The sequence below is a fragment of the Pseudomonas iranensis genome (genome assembly GCF_014268585.2).
In the GTDB taxonomy this organism is placed as follows: Bacteria; Pseudomonadota; Gammaproteobacteria; order Pseudomonadales; family Pseudomonadaceae; genus Aquipseudomonas; species Aquipseudomonas iranensis.
In genome coordinates this window covers 1,973,219-1,988,828 of record NZ_CP077092.1, presented here as the reverse complement: position 1 = coordinate 1,988,828, position 15,610 = coordinate 1,973,219, and the positions used below count along the sequence as shown (strand labels likewise).

The following is a 15,610-nucleotide window of genomic DNA, read 5'->3' as shown; positions in this document are numbered from 1 at the left end:
TGCTCGCGAAGGCGTCTGCTCAGCCAACCTTTTCACTGGCTGACACTGCGCTTTCGCGAGCAGGCTCGCTCCCACAGGTTTTAATTGCAATGGATTGCGCGGTCAGACAGAAAACCGCGCCACCATCCCGTTCAGATCCACCGCCAACTTCGACAACTCCTGACTCGCCGCACTGGTCTGATTGGCCCCCGCCGATGTCTGCATTGCCAGATCACGAATATTCATCAAGTTGCGATCCACCTCGCGCGCCACCGCCGCCTGCTCTTCCGAGGCGCTGGCGATGACCAGATTGCGCTCGTTGATCAAGGTAAACGCCGAGGCAATTTCGTCCAGGGCCGAGCCTGCGCTCTTCGCCAGCTCGAGGGTCGAGCGCGCCCTTGAGTTGCTCTGCTGCATCGAACTGACCGCCGAATCGGTGCCCTGCTGAATCCCGCCGATCATCTGCTCGATTTCCTGGGTCGACTGCTGGGTGCGATGAGCCAACGCGCGCACTTCATCAGCCACCACCGCAAAGCCACGCCCGGCATCGCCGGCGCGCGCCGCTTCGATCGCGGCGTTGAGGGCGAGCAGGTTGGTCTGTTCGGCAATCGAGCGAATCACGTCCAGCACTTTGCTGATGCCATGAACCTTTTGCGCCAGCGCCTCGACCTGCGCTGCGTTGTTGGTGACGTCGCCGGCAAGAAACTCGATCGACGTCACTGTCTGCTGCACTTGCTCGCGCCCTTGGCGGGCGATGCGGTCGGATTCGCGGGAAGCTTCAGACGTGGCCACGGCGTTGTTCGCCACCTCTTCCACCGCTGCTGTCATCTGGTTGACCGCAGTGGCGGCCTGTTCGATTTCCTGACTTTGCTGATGCAAGCCGCGAGTGGCGTCTTCAGTGACGCTGCTGAGTTCTTCGGCAGCCGAGGCCAATTGCGTGGACGACTCGGAGATTCGGCGGATCGTGTCGCGCAGATTGTGCTGCATGCTTTTCAGCGCTTGCAGCAGGCGCGCCGGCTCGTCTTTGCCAACGATGTGAATGTCGCCGGTCAAATCCCCCGCCGCCACTACTTCAGCCACGCCGAGTGATTGCGACAATGGCACGACGATGCTGCGCGTCAGCAGCAATGCCAGGCCAATGGTAATCAGCGCAGCCATGGCGATCATAACCCCGACCCACACCCGCGACTGACTGAATACCAAGCGTGCAGCCTCGGTGGCCAGGTTGGCATTGTGTTTATTCATCTCGACCAGATCGCGCAGAGTCACAGCAATCTCATCGGCCAGTGGACTCATCTGATCATTGAGAATCGCCGAAGCATCTGCCACCCGATTCTGCGCTGACAGCTGCAGGACTTGCGCCTGCAGTTCCAGGTATTTGTGCTCGGCAACCTTGAAGCGATCGAACAGCGCGCGCTCTTCCGGCAAAACGATCAACGCGTCATAACGCTGCTGCGCTTCACTCAGACCGCTGCGCAGTTCGTCGAGCTTGGCGACATTCTGCTCCAGGGCCTTGGGATCACGGTTGAGCAACAGGCGCATGGTCAAGGCACGCAGGCGCAGCATGTCTTGACTCATCTCACCCACCGCCATCACGCTTGGCAGCCAGTTGTTGTCGACTACATCGGACTGCGCACGCATGTTCGACATTTGCAGCAAGGCGAACGCGCCGAGGGCAAACACCATCAAGGCGAGCAGGCCAAAACCGAGACCGGCACGCGGGGCAATATTGAGACTACGGATATTCATCACTCTGGCTCCTTCCAAAAGCGCTGCATCAGCCTGCAGCGGGTTGCTTTAGAAGGTATCGGCATTGCCCTGAAATTGCGTAAGACGAAAAAGCGATAGGCAGACGAGCGGCTAGTCCGACCCCATGGCTTTTGACGTTTCAGCGCGGAGCAGCGGGTTTACCTGTATTGCGCGGCAAGATTGCCAGGAAGTTATCCCGCGCGACTTTGCGCGCCACCGCTTCCGGCAGCGCATCGAGAAATGGCTTGTAGCTGTGCATTTCCTGACCGAGCTTGTTGAACCGTCCTACCACGTCAGAGCCGAGCATGAAGCGCTCGGGATACTTTTCCACCAGCGCCAGCCATTCGGCGCGGGGCTTGCCCTGCTCGTCCAGCAGATACGGCGTGAGCATGCTCCACGACAGGTCGATAAACAGATTCGGATAAGCCTCCAGCATGCGCGTCAGGGTTGGCAGGAGAAACGGCATCTGGGTCTGATGCCGATGGATCTCGGCGCTGGTGCCGGCATGCGCCCAGATGAATCGCGTATGCGGATGATTGCGCAGCGGCTCTTCGACTTCTTTCAGGTACAACGGATTTTTCTCACGCTTGGAGGTGATGTTGGAATGCAGCATCACCGGCAGGTCGTTTTCCGCGGCGAGGTGATAGATCCTGGTCATCGCCTCGTTGTTGGCCCGGGGTGTGTCGCCGGAGGTCAGCGCGGTCAGGTCATCGTGCCGGGTGAACACCTCGCCGATGCCCTGCCACAAACCCGGATACAGGTCGAGCATGCGCTGAATGTGCGCGGCGGAATTCTTGTCATTGGGATTGAAGCCGGACAGGAACGGATGAAAGTACTGGCGCTGCTCCGGCGCAAGTTTTTCCACCGCGTCGGCAATGATCACATCGGTGGCGCTGTACCAATAGGCATCGGCGTCATCACCGGCGTAATAGCGCGGGCGCTTGGGTTCGTCTTCATGCCATTTCTTCGCCACGGGAATCCCGGAAATCATCACGTGCTCGATGGAATTGTCCTTCATGGCCGTGAGCAGTTTCTGCATGCCGGCGCTTTCCTGGAAAAAATCCACGTAATGCAGGTGCGCATCGCTGTAGGTGTATTCGCGGGCACTGGCGCTGCCAGCGAACAGCAGCAGACAGGCAAGACTCAGACGAGACAAGGACACAAGTAATCTCCGGCAGATGGGCATAGCCTAGACCGCGCCCGAACGACAAGGGTTCATCCCTGCGGAAAAGCGGAACGCCCACTGCCGGGAATGCTTTATAACTGCAAGGTCTGCTTTGATCGAACGATTTTTCCTGCCGCCTGTGAGGTTTCCATGACTGTTACCGTCAATACCGTCTCCGCCGAAGGTTTTCGTCACACCGTCCAGATCGACGACCACGAATTGTTTGCCGATGTACCGAAAACCGCCGGGGGTGAAGGCACCGCGCCAGAGCCACACGATTACTTCGACGCTGCGCTGGGCGCCTGCAAAGCGCTGACTGTGAAAATGTATGCGAAGAAAAAAGACATCCCGCTGACCGGCGTAGGAGTCGAGGTAAAGCGCGACAACAGCCAGGAACAGAAAGGCAAATACGCCCTGCATGTCACCCTGACGCTCAAAGGCGTGCTGACTGACGCCCAGCGCGAGGAACTGCTGCGTGTGGCCGATCGCTGCCCGATTCACAAATTGATGACCACCAGCGAAGTCAGCATCGAAACTCACGCACCACAAGGCTTCGACAGCCAATAATCCTCCTGATGCCAGCGGCGGGTTATGCTTCTGGCATCACCCGCTCAGCCTGGAATGCACCATGGACACGCCACTCCTGATCATCCGCCCGCGCGCCGAAGACGTCGAAGGCCAGCCGATTCTGCGCCCGCTGCCGTCAGCCAAATGCCGCAACGTCGGGCCTTTCGTGTTTTTCGACCACATGCTCGAAACGATTTATCCGACGGGCAAAGGTATGGACATCCGACAGCATCCGCACATTGGCCTGTCGACACTTACCTATCTGTTCGAAGGGCAATTGCAGCACAAGGACAGTCTGGGCTCCGATCAAGTGGTCGGTGCCGGCGATGTCAGCTGGATGACCGCCGGCAGCGCCATCGCCCACGTCGAGCGTACGCCAGCGCCACTGCTCGCCGAGACCTTCACCCTGCACGGCCTGCAAGTCTGGCTGGCCTCGCCCAAGGCACAGGAACAGGGCCCGGGGCATTACAGTCATCACCCGGCAGCGACGTTGCCGCTCAGCGATAACCTTGGCGTGCAGATTCGCATGATTGCCGGGTCAGGCTTTTGCCTGGAATCGCCGGTGCCGGTGCTTTCTCCTACGTTGTATGCGGAAGTGAAGATGCAGACCGCGACCACCCTGCTGATTCCCACCGAGCATGAAGAACGCGCGGTGTATGTGTTGAGCGGTGATGCGCAATTGAATGGCGAGGCGATCGAGCCGCATGCGCTGGTGGTGTTGCCAGCCGGAGAAGAGATGAGCCTGTTTGCCGAAAGCGATGTGCACGCGGTGGTGTTCGGCGGCGCGGCGCTGGACGGTCCGAGGCGGATCAACTGGAATTTTGTTGCCAGCGATCCGGCGGCGATTGATGAGGCACGGCGCAAATGGGCGGCCAAGGATTGGCCGACGGTGCCGGGGGAAATCGAGCGGATCGAACTACCGCGCTAGGCCGCTTACCCTCACCCCAGCCCTCTCCCAGAGGGAGAGGGAGCCGACCGAGGCGTCTTGCGTTATACATCGACCTGAAAAATCTCGGCGATTATGGATTCGCCTATTCACGTTCAGGTCGACGCCACTCCCGAGCCCCCCCCAATCAGTCCCCTCTCCCTCCGGGAGAGGGCTAGGGTGAGGGGTTTTTCGCTTTTCGCTTTTAACCGTTGAACACTTCATCCAGCAGATCATGCATCGACTTGAACGCGCGCTTGGCGGTCTTTTCGTCGTACATCATCTTGCCCGGTACGTTGGCATGCGGATCGGTAAACGAGTGCACCGCGCCGCCGTAGCTGAGCAGTTGCCAGTCGACCTTAGCCGCGTTCATTTCCTCTTCGAACGCCGGCAGTTGCTCTTTTGGCACCAATGGATCGGACGCGCCATGCAGCACCAGCACCGAGCCCTTGATGTTCTGCGCATCCGCCGGGTTCGGCGAATCCAGCGTGCCGTGGAACGACACCGCCGCTTTTACCGGCGCGCCGGTGCGAGCCAGGTCCAGCGCACAGCAACCACCGAAGCAGAAACCGAACACCGCCAGTTTCGACGTATCGACCGCCGCTTCGCCCTGGCTCTGCAACTGCTCGAAAGCCACTTGCAGACGTTTGCGCAACAGCGCGCGGTCGTCCTTGAGCGGCATCATTGCTGCCAGCGCCTCATCAGCGTTCTGCGGACGCACGCTCTGGCCGTAGACATCCGCGATCAGCACCACGTAACCCTTGGCCGCTACGGCTTTGGCGATGTCTTCGGCACCGGCGCTGACGCCCATCCAGTTCGGCGCCATCAGCAAACCCGGGCGCGCAGCCTTATGCTCGGCGTCGAACGCCAGGCGACCTTCATAGGCCTGGCCGTCAATCTGATAGACCACGGAACGTACAGTGACTTGGCTCATTTCTGACTCCTGATTGAGTAAACACCAGAACGAAAAAACCCGCCGAAGCGGGTTTTTCCTACAACGTGATCAAACCGACAGTTCAACCAGCAGCTTGTTCAGCCGGCGCACGTAAGCGGCCGGATCCTTCAAGCTGTCGCCCGCCGCCAGGGCGGCCTGATCGAAGAGGATGTGCGACAGGTCGCCAAAACGCTCTTCGCTCTGCTCGCCATCGAGTTTCTCGATCAGCGGGTGGCTCGGGTTGAATTCGAAAATCGGCTTCGAGTCCGGGACTTTCTGCCCGCTGGCTTCGAGGATCTGGCGCATTTGCAGGCCCAGGTCCTGTTCGCCGATGGCCAGAATGGCCGGCGAATCGGTCAGACGATGGGATACGCGGACTTCAGCCACGGAATCACCCAGCGCAGTTTTCAGACGCTCGACCAGGCCTTCTTTGGACTTGGCGACTTCTTCTGCGGCTTTCTTGTCCTCTTCCGAGTCCAGGTTGCCCAGATCGAGGTCACCGCGCGCCACGTCGACAAACGTCTTGCCGTCGAATTCGCTGAGGTAGCTCATCAGCCACTCGTCGATGCGATCGGTCAGCAGCAGCACTTCGATGCCTTTCTTGCGGAAGACTTCCAGGTGCGGGCTGTTCTTGACCTGCGCGTAGGTTTCGCCGGTGAGGTAGTAGATCTTGTCCTGACCTTCCTTGGCGCGGGCCAGGTAGTCAGCCAGACCGACAACCTGCTCGCCGTCGTCGCCCTGGGTCGATGCGAAACGCAGCAGACCGGCAATTTTCTCTTTGTTGGCGAAGTCTTCTGCCGGGCCTTCTTTCATGACCTGACCGAAGTTTTTCCAGAAGCCTTTGTATTGCTCAGGCTCGTTCTTCGCCAGTTTTTCCAGCATGTCGAGCACACGCTTGGTCAGCGCGGTTTTCATCGAATCGATGATCGGATCTTTCTGCAGGATTTCACGCGACACGTTCAGCGACAGGTCGTTGGAATCGACCACGCCTTTGATGAAGCGCAGGTACAGCGGCAGGAACGACTCGGCCTGATCCATGACAAACACACGCTGCACGTACAGCTTCAGGCCTTTCGGCGCTTCACGCTGATACAGGTCGAACGGCGCGCGGGCCGGCACGTACAGCAGCGAGCTGTACTCAAGCTTGCCTTCAACCTTGTTGTGGCTCCACGACAGCGGATTTTCGAAGTCGTGAGCGATGTGTTTGTAGAACTCCTGGTATTCCTCGTCTTTGACTTCAGTGCGCGGACGGGTCCACAGGGCGCTGGCACGGTTGACGGTTTCCCACTCAACGGCTGGAGCCTCTTCGCCTTCGGCCGGAGTGACTTCCTTCGGCAGCTCGATCGGCAAAGCGATGTGGTCGGAGTACTTCTTGATGATGTTGCGCAGACGCCAGCCATCCGCGAATTCGTCTTCGCCGGATTTCAGGTGCAGGACGATGCGGGTACCGCGCTCTGGCTTGTCGATGGTGGCGACTTCGAACTCGCCCTCGCCTTTCGACGACCAGTGCACGCCTTCGCTGGCGGCAGTGCCGGCGCGACGGCTGTAAACATCAACCTTGTCGGCAACGATGAAGGCCGAGTAGAAGCCGACACCGAACTGGCCGATGAGGTGCGAATCTTTCTTCTGATCGCCGGACAGGTTTTTCATGAAGTCGGCGGTGCCGGATTTGGCGATGGTCCCCAGGTGGGTGATCACATCGTCACGGTTCATGCCGATACCGTTGTCTTCGAGGGTGACGGTCTTGGCGTCCTTGTCGAAGCTCACACGGATTTTCAGGTCAGCGCCACCTTCGAGCAACTCCGGCTTGGCCAGGGCTTCGAAGCGCAGCTTGTCGACAGCGTCAGAGGCGTTCGAGATCAATTCGCGAAGGAAAATTTCCTTATTCGAATACAGCGAATGGATCATGAGGTGCAGCAGCTGCTTTACCTCGGTCTGGAAGCCCAGGGTTTCCTTTTGAGTTTCCACACTCATGGTCATCAAACTCCAATCAGATGGCAGTGGCCGCGACCCGAAATGGTCTGCGGCGGGTTGTCATCTGAGTTGGGGGCGCTGTTCAGGATTTCAAGGGCTCATCAATTTTGAAGTGCGCGCGGGCGGTGGCGATCGGTTCGGCCTCGGTACTCTGCCAGGCAGTTACCGCTACGTTAGCGACGCGACGGCCCTGACGGCAGACCTGACACCTGGCCCAAGTGTCGCGGAACTGCCCGGCGCGCAGGTAATCGAGGGAAAAATCGATGATCTTCGGCACACCCGGCGTGCCGGTAAAAATCAGCAAATGCAGGGCTGCTGCCAGCTCCATGAAGCCGGCAATCACGCCGCCGTGGATCGCTGGCAATAAAGGGTTACCAATGTTGTCCTTGTTCGCCGGCAGCTTGAACAAGAGTTCATCGCCGACCCGCGAACATTCGATACCGATCAGCCCGGCATAAGGAATCAGTGCCAGCAGCGGCGTGTAATCGCCCTGTGCATGGGCCTGTTGCAGCTGCTCCCTGAGATCGTTGCTCATTGCCTCGCTCCCTTGATCGCGCCCGCGAAACCCTTGCTGCCCTTCAGACCGATGCCCATGCGCATGAATGTGCCAACGACGTGGGCAATCGGTTGCTCGGGATCGTCCTGGTAGGCAAAACCACGGGCAAAGATCACGTCGGTGGTGACGCGATAGCACTGGGCAAAGCCGTACACCGCTTTGTGCGGTTCAGCGGCGTGCATGTAGTCGATACGCAGATCGAGGGTCGGACAGACTTCGAACTCTGGCAGCACGCACAGGGTCGACATGCCGCATGCAGTATCCATCAATGAAGTGATGGCACCGCCGTGGATGACTCCGGTTTCGGGATTGCCGACGATTTTTTCGCTGTACGGCAGGATCACCGTCAGCCCTTCACTGGAAGCACTGTGCACTTGCAGACCCAAGACCTGACAGTGGCGCAATGCCGATAAAAAGCGCGTCGCGCGCTCAAAAACGGGGTTTTCGGCCATGTGATAATTACTCGCGTTTGGGCCTTGTGCCAGTAGTGAGAAAAGCGGCAAAAGTTCCGTGATAAAACAAACTTATATATCTGAAACAATTGAGGAACTTAACCCGTAGCGCCGAGTTCTTAAGGCCAGTAGTTATTTTCCATAAGGAGATACACCCCATGCGTAAGACTTTAGCTATTGCCTTGATGTTGACCGCTTCCCTCGGTCTCGCTGCCTGCGATAAAAAATCCGAGGACAAAGCTCAAGATGCCAACCAACATGCTGAGCAAGCTCAGCAAGACATGAACAAAGCTCAGGATAAAGTGAACGACGCAGCAAAAGAAAACGCCGAAGCTGCCAAAGCTCAGGCTGAATCGAACGCCGCTGCTCAAGAAGAAGCCGCCAAAAAGCAATAAGCTTTCTGGTGTGAAAGAAAACCCGCCAAGTGCGGGTTTTCTTTTGCCTGCGATTTACCGGTTAGAGCAACACGGTTCTAAAAGTCGGACTAATCATCAGCAACAACGAACAGATGAAGCCAACTAGCCACATCAGGCTGCGCAACTTCGCCAGGTCGGCCAGATAGAACCACAGATAGAACACTCGCGAGATCACGAAGATGATCGCCAGCGCATCGATCAGCCAACCCGTGGTTTGCGTGGTATGCGCCATCAGCACGCCGACGGCGAAGAGGATGAAGGCTTCGATGCTGTTCTGATGAGCCGCCAGCGCCCTCGCACCGAAGCCGGTCAACTGCGCCTGCTGCTGCCGCGGCAAGTGATTGTCATACCCGCCCTGCTCTTTCATGGCCTTGGCCACCGGCATGCGCGCCACGTAGATCAATAAAGCACTGATAAACACACACCAGAACGGAATACTCATCAAACAGCCTCTTTGTTTGCCTCAGGGACGGGCGCCTCTGTAGGGGTATAGACCATGACATCGAGAACGTCGGAATGAAACTCGCGGCGATACAAAACCACCACCACGCCCGCGCTCATGATCATGAACAGCCACGGGCTGACGAACCACGCCAGCATGCTCATGCCGAAGTAATAAGAACGCAGGCCGAAGTTGAACTGGTTGGCCGCCATCGAAATCACCCGCGCCGCCCGTGAAGCGAACGCCTTGCGTTCCTGCTCGGTCACTTGGCGCTCGCCGATCATCGGCGCTGAACCGACCAGAATCGCAGCGAAGTTGTATTGGCGCATGCACCAGCTGAAAGTAAAGAACGCATAGACGAACACCAGTGCCAGGCACAGCAACTTGATCTCCGACATGCCCTGCGACGCCTGCTGCACCATCGGAATATCCGCCAACAACGACACGGCTCGGTCGGACGCGCCGAGCACGGTGAGAATACCGGCGAGGATGATCAACGTGCTGGACGCGAAGAACGAGGCGTTGCGCTCCAGATTGCCGATCACGCTGGCATCGGCGATGCGGTTGTCACGCAGCAGCATGCGGCGCATCCAGTCCTCGCGGTACAGGTGCAACACACTGGCCAGACACGCCGTATCGCGAGCCTTCCAAGTGGCATAACGGGTGTAACCGCCCCAGCAGACGACAAACCAGACGGCGGCGAGCAGGTGGATCAGATTGGCTTGGATGAACGACATGCAATTCCTTGTGAGATGTGATCACGGTATGAATGACCTGTGGGAGCGAGCCTGCTCGCGAAAGCGGCGTACTACCCAACACTCATGGCGGCTGACACAACGCTTTCGCGAGCGGGCTCGCTTCCACATGACGATTTCGGCAACCCTTCGACGTTAGCTCAGCAAAAAAGACACTGCCTCCCGCGCATAAAAAATGCCCCGTATCGATTGATACGGGGCATTTCTGTTTAACCGTGCTCGACCCACTTGTGGCGGGTCCGAATCACGTCAGGCAGTGACTTCGCTGCGCTTGCCCAGCAGGCGATCGCAGACCACGGCGACCACCAGGGTCATCACGCACGGCACCAGCCACGCCAGACCCTGCTCGCTCAGCGGCAGATGGGTCAGCTGAGTTGGCATCCAGTCAGCCAGACCAGCGCCTTTCAGGGCGTCGATGGTGCCGAAAACGAAGGAAACCAGCATCACCGGGCCAAGAATGCGCCCGTGCTCATGCCAGAAATCCTTGCAGAAGCTCAGCGCGACCAGAACGATGCACGGCGGGTAGATCGCGGTGAGTACCGGAATCGAGAAGGCGATCAGTTTGGTCAGACCGAGGTTGGAGACCAGCAGCGAGAACGCCGCGAGGATAATCACCAGCGTCTTGTAGGACAGTGGCAGCACACGGCTGAAGTATTCAGCGCAGGCACAGGTCAGACCGACCGCCGTGACCAGACAGGCCAGCGAGATCAGCACCGCAAGGAAACCGCTGCCCAGCGAACCGAAGGTGTGCTGCACGTAGGCATGCAACACCGCCGCGCCGTTGGTGGCGCCGACCGCGACTTCATGGCTGCCGGAACCGAGGCGGAACAGGCTCACGTAGACCAGCGCCAGACCCACGCCGGCAATCAGCCCGGCGATGATCGCGTAACGGGTGATCAGCGCCGGCGACTCGACGCCACGGGAGCGGATCGCATTGACGATAACGATGCCGAATACCAGTGCGCCGAGGGTATCCATGGTCAGGTAACCATTGATGAAGCCTTGGGAAAACGGTGCCGCCACATACTCTGGAGTGCCGTGACCGATGTCACCCGCCGGCAAGGCGAACGCGGCGATGCCCAGTACTGCCAGCGCAATGATTTTCAGCGGCGCGAGGAAGCGGCCCACGGTATCCAGCAAACGCCCAGGGTAGAGCGAAATGAAGAACACCAAGAGGAAGTACACCGAGCTGTAGAGGAACAGCGCCAGCGGGCTTTCACCGGTCAATGGCGCCAGACCCACTTCAAAGGATACGGTCGCGGTACGCGGAGTGGCGAACAGCGGCCCCACAGCCAGATAGCATGCCGCCGCGAGGATACCGCCAGCGATCTTGCCGATCGGGCTGCTCAACGCATCCATGGCACCGCCGACCTTGGCCAGCGCCACCACGGTGACTACCGGCAAACCTACGGCGGTGATCAGAAAGCCCAGCGCGGCCATCCAGACGTGAGGTCCGGCCTGCAAGCCGACGATCGGCGGGAAGATAATGTTACCGGCCCCGACAAACAGGGCAAACGTCATAAAACCAAGTGCCAGGATGTCCTGACCTTTCAAAACTTTCATTAAGGAAATACCACACTACTGAAATCGGAATTTAGAGGGGGATTGCCCTGTTGGATTAGGGAAATGCTGTCGATCCGTATGGGACTGACCCTTAAAGCGCGTGGCTGCCTTGTGGGCGGCGGACGCAAAAATGGCTGCCAGCCTAACGAATTTGGCTGACAAACGCACTGTTGGAGGGCGAACTATCCGATACGCGACATTTCCGTGTCGCGTTTACATAAGAAAAGCAGCTGCAAGCTACAAGTTTCAAGCTGCAAGCTTCTATCTTGCAGCTAGCCGCTTGAAGCTTGCCGCTGCTCTGAAACGACGAAGGCCACCCGAAGGTGGCCTTTGTTGCTGGAGCTAAAAAGTCAGCCGAAGCTTACTTCTTCACTTCCCAGCCAGTCAGCTCGGCCAAGGCCTTGCCGATGTCTGCCAGCGAACGCACGGTTTTTACGCCTGCGTCTTGCAGCGCAGCGAATTTCTCGTCTGCAGTGCCTTTGCCGCCAGAGATGATTGCGCCAGCATGGCCCATGCGCTTGCCCGGAGGAGCAGTCACACCAGCGATGTAGGAAACAACCGGCTTGGTCACGTTTGCCTTGATGTAGGCAGCCGCTTCTTCTTCAGCCGAACCGCCGATCTCGCCGATCATCACGATCGCCTCGGTCTTCGGGTCTTCCTGGAACAGCTTCAGGATGTCGATGAAGTTCGAACCCGGGATCGGGTCACCGCCGATGCCGACGCAAGTCGACTGACCGAAACCGGCGTCAGTGGTCTGCTTCACAGCTTCGTAGGTCAGGGTGCCGGAACGCGAAACGATACCGACCTTGCCTGGCAAGTGAATGTGACCTGGCATGATGCCGATCTTGCATTCGCCTGGGGTGATCACGCCTGGGCAGTTAGGGCCGATCAGGACTACGCCCAGCTCGTCGCACTTAACTTTGGCGTCCAGCATGTCCAGGGTAGGAATGCCTTCGGTGATGCAGACGATCAGCTTGATGCCGCCGAATGCCGCTTCCAGGATCGAGTCCTTGCAGAACGGAGCCGGAACGTAGATCACGCTGGCGGTAGCGCCAGTGGCAGCTACTGCGTCTTTAACGGTGTTGAACACTGGCAGACCCAGGTGCTCGGTGCCGCCCTTGCCTGGAGTTACGCCACCAACCATCTTGGTGCCGTATTCGATGGCTTGCTGGGTGTGGAAACTACCTTGCGAACCGGTAATACCCTGGCAGATAACTTTGGTGTCTTTATTGATCAGGACGCTCATTATTTGCCCTCCGCAGCTTTGACAACTTGTTGAGCAGCGTCGGTCAGGCTGGTTGCAGCGATGATGTTCAAACCGCTTTCTGCCAGTACTTTAGCGCCCAGCTCAGCGTTGTTGCCTTCAAGGCGAACAACAACCGGGATTTTCACGCCGACTTCTTTCACAGCGCCGATGATGCCTTCGGCAATCATGTCGCAGCGAACGATGCCGCCGAAGATGTTGACCAGTACTGCCGCGACGTTCTGGTCGGACAGGATGATCTTGAACGCTTCAGTAACGCGTTCCTTGGTAGCGCCACCACCTACGTCGAGGAAGTTGGCTGGCTTGCCGCCATGCAGGTTGACGATGTCCATGGTACCCATGGCCAGACCGGCACCGTTGACCATGCAGCCGATGTTGCCTTCCAGGGCTACGTAGTTCAGTTCGAACTTGGCAGCGTGCGCTTCGCGCGGATCGTCCTGCGACGGATCGTGGAAAGCCTTCAGCTTAGGCTGACGGTACATGGCGTTGGCGTCGATGTTGATCTTCGCGTCGAGGCAGTGCAGATCGCCGTCAGCCTTGATCACCAGCGGGTTCACTTCCAGCAGAGCCAGGTCGTGGTCTTTGAACAGCTTGGCCAGACCTACGAAGATCTTGGCGAACTGAGTGACCTGCTTGCCTTCCAGACCCAGCTGGAATGCCAGCTCGCGACCCTGGGATGGCTGAGCGCCAACCAGTGGATCGATAGTGGCCTTGAGAATTTTTTCTGGAGTGTCGTGAGCGATTTTCTCGATGTCCACGCCACCTTCGGTGGAAGCCATGAACACGATGCGACGGCTCGAACGGTCAACGACAGCGCCCAGGTACAGCTCTTTAGCGATATCAGTGCACGATTCAACCAGGATCTTGGTGACTGGCTGGCCATTGGCGTCAGTCTGGTAAGTCACCAGACGCTTGCCCAGCCACTGCTGTGCGAAGGCTTTGGCGTCTTCTTTGCTGCGAACCAGCTTTACGCCGCCCGCTTTACCGCGACCACCGGCGTGAACCTGGGCTTTGACGACCCACTCGTTGCCGCCGATCTTGTCGCAAGCTTCTGCTGCTGCTTCCGGGGTGTCTACTGCATAACCAGTGGAAACTGGCAGGCCGTATTCAGCGAACAGCTGCTTACCCTGATACTCGTGAAGATTCATGCTTTTTACCGTCTTCGTTAGGTACTGCGCATTCGGCGCTGCGCTCGTTTGAGTGCCGCGCCACCTGTGACTGCTGCTTGCGTAGCTGGGCTACGCAAGACTGCGTCCGGCGGACATTCCGCGGTGAGTCTTGCTCGCAAGGCTCACGACGGGCCGTTGCCGCCGTGGTTTCTTATTATGTCTTAACGCTTCTTGCGGTTGGCAATGTGAATGGCGCCGCCATTCACTGCCAGAGCAGCTTCGTGCAAGGCTTCAGACAGGGTCGGATGGGAGAAAACCATCATGCCCAGGTCTTCAGCGCTGGTGCCGAACTCCATACCGATCGCGCCCTGCTGAACCAGTTCTGCAGCGCTCGGGCCAATCACGTGCACGCCCAATACGCGGTCGGTCTTGGCATCGGCGATGACCTTGACGAAACCACCGGTATCGTTGGCAGCCATGGCACGGCCGGAAGCGGCGAACGGGAAGGTGCCGACGTTGACTTCAACGCCTTCGGCCTTCAGCGCCTGCTCGGTTTTGCCAACCCACGCGATTTCCGGGTGAGTATAAATAACCGAAGGGATCAAATCATAGTTCATCTGAGCCTTGTGGCCCTTGATGCGCTCGACAACCATGATGCCTTCTTCCGAAGCCTTGTGGGCCAGCATCATGCCGCGAACCACGTCACCGATGGCGAAGACGCCCGGTACAGCTGTGACGCAATGGTCATCGACCGCGATGAAACCGCGCTCGTCGATTTCCACGCCGCAGTCGGCAGACAGCAGATCAGTGGTCACCGGACGGCGACCAACGGCAACGATCAGCTTGTCGAAAGTGATGGTCTGTTCGCCGTTGGCATCGGTGTAGTTGACGACGACTTCTTCGCCGTTGACTTTCGAACCGGTAACGCGAGCGCCCAGCTTGATGTCCAGACCCTGTTTGGTCAGGGTTTTCAGCGCTTCCTTGGAAACAGCGGTGTCCGCTGCCATCAGGAAAGTGTCCAGTGCTTCGAGCACAGTCACTTCTGCACCCAGACGCGACCATACCGAACCCAGCTCCAGACCGATCACGCCAGCGCCGATCACGCCCAGACGTTTAGGTACGGACTGGAACTCCAGAGCGCCAGTCGAATCGACGATGACTTTCTGGTCAACCGGAGCCGGTGGAATGTCGATCGGACGCGAACCTGGCGCGAGGATGACATTTTCCGCTTCGATGACTTCAACCGAACCGTCCGGCTTGGTGACTTCGACTTTCTTGCCGGCCAGCAGCTTGCCGTGGCCCTGGATCGAAGTAACGCCGTTGGCCTTGAACAGGGTGGCAACGCCTCCGGTCAGGTTCTTGACGATGCCAGCCTTGCGGCCAACCATCGCAGCGACGTCCATTTTGACTTCGCCGGTCGAGATACCGTGAACGTTGAAGCTCTCTTTGGCTTCCTTGTATTTCCACGAGCTGTCGAGCAGCGCCTTGGAAGGAATGCAACCCACGTTCAGGCAGGTACCGCCCAGGGCTTGCTTGCCCTCTGCGTCGGTGTACTTCTCGATGCAGGCAGTGGTCAGGCCCAACTGAGCAGCCTTGATGGCCGCTACATAGCCACCAGGGCCGGCACCGATCACTACTACGTCAAATTTCTGCGACATTCAAAAAATCCTCTTTAGCAATAAAGCTACAAGCCGCAAGCTTCAAGCTGCAAGCCCACCCGCTCGCCTTGAGCTTGAGGCTTGTAGCTGAAAGCTTGCAGC

At 58.4% G+C, this 15,610-nt stretch carries 15 protein-coding genes; 3 read left to right on the top strand and 12 right to left on the bottom strand.

Annotated elements, in window-relative coordinates:
- Positions 1-102: 102 nt before the first annotated feature.
- Both HU724_RS08835 and HU724_RS08830 read right to left on the bottom strand, forming a co-directional pair.
- Entirely contained in the window at positions 103-1,728 is a 1,626-nt protein-coding gene (locus HU724_RS08835; protein WP_186565916.1) for a methyl-accepting chemotaxis protein, read from the bottom strand.
- A 139-nt stretch (positions 1,729-1,867) separates the two neighbouring features.
- On the bottom strand, positions 1,868-2,914 hold the full coding sequence (locus tag HU724_RS08830; RefSeq protein ID WP_189691320.1) for an amidohydrolase family protein: 1,047 nt from the start codon (positions 2,912-2,914) through the stop codon (positions 1,868-1,870).
- Between the two features lie 129 nt (positions 2,915-3,043).
- Here HU724_RS08830 and HU724_RS08825 point away from each other — a divergent pair, with 129 nt between their 5' ends.
- Both HU724_RS08825 and HU724_RS08820 read left to right on the top strand, forming a co-directional pair.
- Entirely contained in the window at positions 3,044-3,460 is a 417-nt protein-coding gene (locus tag HU724_RS08825) for an OsmC family protein (RefSeq protein WP_016773690.1), read from the top strand.
- Positions 3,461-3,521: 61 nt separating this feature from the next.
- The gene (locus HU724_RS08820; protein ID WP_186565920.1) at positions 3,522-4,388 is read left to right on the top strand and encodes a pirin family protein; all 867 of its coding nucleotides are present in this window, start codon (positions 3,522-3,524) and stop codon (positions 4,386-4,388) included.
- A gap of 202 nt (positions 4,389-4,590) precedes the next feature.
- On the opposite strand, the gene HU724_RS08815 is transcribed toward HU724_RS08820, so the two are convergent.
- The 4 genes from HU724_RS08815 to HU724_RS08800 all read right to left on the bottom strand — a co-directional run bounded on the left by HU724_RS08815 (position 4,591) and on the right by HU724_RS08800 (position 8,301).
- Positions 4,591-5,319, bottom strand: a complete 729-nt coding sequence (locus HU724_RS08815) for a dienelactone hydrolase family protein (protein ID WP_110645094.1) — start codon at positions 5,317-5,319, stop codon at positions 4,591-4,593.
- Between the two features lie 69 nt (positions 5,320-5,388).
- Entirely contained in the window at positions 5,389-7,293 is a 1,905-nt protein-coding gene (htpG, locus tag HU724_RS08810; protein WP_071171478.1) for a molecular chaperone HtpG, read from the bottom strand.
- 82 nt (positions 7,294-7,375) lie between these two features.
- On the bottom strand, positions 7,376-7,828 hold the full coding sequence (locus tag HU724_RS08805; protein WP_073472701.1) for a PaaI family thioesterase: 453 nt from the start codon (positions 7,826-7,828) through the stop codon (positions 7,376-7,378).
- Entirely contained in the window at positions 7,825-8,301 is a 477-nt protein-coding gene (locus HU724_RS08800; protein ID WP_186565922.1) for a PaaI family thioesterase, read from the bottom strand. Before HU724_RS08800 ends, HU724_RS08805 begins: the two co-directional genes overlap by 4 nt.
- Positions 8,302-8,459: 158 nt before the next feature.
- Between HU724_RS08800 and HU724_RS08795 the strand changes: the two genes are divergently transcribed.
- The gene (locus HU724_RS08795) at positions 8,460-8,696 is read left to right on the top strand and encodes a hypothetical protein (RefSeq protein WP_007959016.1); all 237 of its coding nucleotides are present in this window, start codon (positions 8,460-8,462) and stop codon (positions 8,694-8,696) included.
- 61 nt (positions 8,697-8,757) lie between these two features.
- On the opposite strand, the gene HU724_RS08790 is transcribed toward HU724_RS08795, so the two are convergent.
- The 6 genes from HU724_RS08790 to lpdA all read right to left on the bottom strand — a co-directional run bounded on the left by HU724_RS08790 (position 8,758) and on the right by lpdA (position 15,508).
- Positions 8,758-9,159, bottom strand: coding sequence for an MAPEG family protein (locus HU724_RS08790; RefSeq protein WP_186565924.1), 402 nt, complete (start codon positions 9,157-9,159; stop codon positions 8,758-8,760).
- Positions 9,159-9,896, bottom strand: a complete 738-nt coding sequence (locus HU724_RS08785; RefSeq protein WP_016773682.1) for a DUF599 domain-containing protein — start codon at positions 9,894-9,896, stop codon at positions 9,159-9,161. Before HU724_RS08785 ends, HU724_RS08790 begins: the two co-directional genes overlap by 1 nt.
- A 267-nt stretch (positions 9,897-10,163) precedes the next feature.
- On the bottom strand, positions 10,164-11,477 hold the full coding sequence (gene brnQ / locus HU724_RS08780; protein ID WP_016773681.1) for a branched-chain amino acid transport system II carrier protein: 1,314 nt from the start codon (positions 11,475-11,477) through the stop codon (positions 10,164-10,166).
- 361 nt (positions 11,478-11,838) lie between these two features.
- A complete protein-coding gene (gene sucD, locus HU724_RS08775) occupies positions 11,839-12,723 on the bottom strand; it encodes a succinate--CoA ligase subunit alpha (RefSeq protein WP_016773680.1) in 885 nt (294 codons plus the stop codon).
- Positions 12,723-13,889 carry an ADP-forming succinate--CoA ligase subunit beta gene (gene sucC, locus HU724_RS08770; protein WP_016773679.1) on the bottom strand — a complete coding sequence of 389 codons (1,167 nt, stop codon included), beginning with the start codon at positions 13,887-13,889 and terminating at the stop codon, positions 12,723-12,725. The genes sucD and sucC overlap by 1 nt, the downstream gene beginning before the upstream one ends.
- Positions 13,890-14,071: 182 nt before the next feature.
- The gene (gene lpdA, locus HU724_RS08765) at positions 14,072-15,508 is read right to left on the bottom strand and encodes a dihydrolipoyl dehydrogenase (protein WP_016773678.1); all 1,437 of its coding nucleotides are present in this window, start codon (positions 15,506-15,508) and stop codon (positions 14,072-14,074) included.
- Between the last annotated feature and the right edge of the window lie 102 nt (positions 15,509-15,610).

Excerpts from the sequence above, each read along its gene's own strand:
- HU724_RS08835 (WP_186565916.1), bottom strand. The coding sequence starts at position 1,728 with ATGAATATCCGTAGTCTCAATATTGCCCCGCGTGCCGGTCTCGGTTTT.
- HU724_RS08830 (WP_189691320.1), bottom strand. The coding sequence starts at position 2,914 with ATGCCCATCTGCCGGAGATTACTTGTGTCCTTGTCTCGTCTGAGTCTT.
- HU724_RS08825 (WP_016773690.1), top strand. The coding sequence starts at position 3,044 with ATGACTGTTACCGTCAATACCGTCTCCGCCGAAGGTTTTCGTCACACC.
- HU724_RS08820 (WP_186565920.1), top strand. The coding sequence starts at position 3,522 with ATGGACACGCCACTCCTGATCATCCGCCCGCGCGCCGAAGACGTCGAA.
- HU724_RS08815 (WP_110645094.1), bottom strand. The coding sequence starts at position 5,319 with ATGAGCCAAGTCACTGTACGTTCCGTGGTCTATCAGATTGACGGCCAG.
- htpG (WP_071171478.1), bottom strand. The coding sequence starts at position 7,293 with ATGAGTGTGGAAACTCAAAAGGAAACCCTGGGCTTCCAGACCGAGGTA.
- HU724_RS08805 (WP_073472701.1), bottom strand. The coding sequence starts at position 7,828 with ATGAGCAACGATCTCAGGGAGCAGCTGCAACAGGCCCATGCACAGGGC.
- HU724_RS08800 (WP_186565922.1), bottom strand. The coding sequence starts at position 8,301 with ATGGCCGAAAACCCCGTTTTTGAGCGCGCGACGCGCTTTTTATCGGCA.
- HU724_RS08795 (WP_007959016.1), top strand. The coding sequence starts at position 8,460 with ATGCGTAAGACTTTAGCTATTGCCTTGATGTTGACCGCTTCCCTCGGT.
- HU724_RS08790 (WP_186565924.1), bottom strand. The coding sequence starts at position 9,159 with ATGAGTATTCCGTTCTGGTGTGTGTTTATCAGTGCTTTATTGATCTAC.
- HU724_RS08785 (WP_016773682.1), bottom strand. The coding sequence starts at position 9,896 with ATGTCGTTCATCCAAGCCAATCTGATCCACCTGCTCGCCGCCGTCTGG.
- brnQ (WP_016773681.1), bottom strand. The coding sequence starts at position 11,477 with ATGAAAGTTTTGAAAGGTCAGGACATCCTGGCACTTGGTTTTATGACG.
- sucD (WP_016773680.1), bottom strand. The coding sequence starts at position 12,723 with ATGAGCGTCCTGATCAATAAAGACACCAAAGTTATCTGCCAGGGTATT.
- sucC (WP_016773679.1), bottom strand. The coding sequence starts at position 13,889 with ATGAATCTTCACGAGTATCAGGGTAAGCAGCTGTTCGCTGAATACGGC.
- lpdA (WP_016773678.1), bottom strand. The coding sequence starts at position 15,508 with ATGTCGCAGAAATTTGACGTAGTAGTGATCGGTGCCGGCCCTGGTGGC.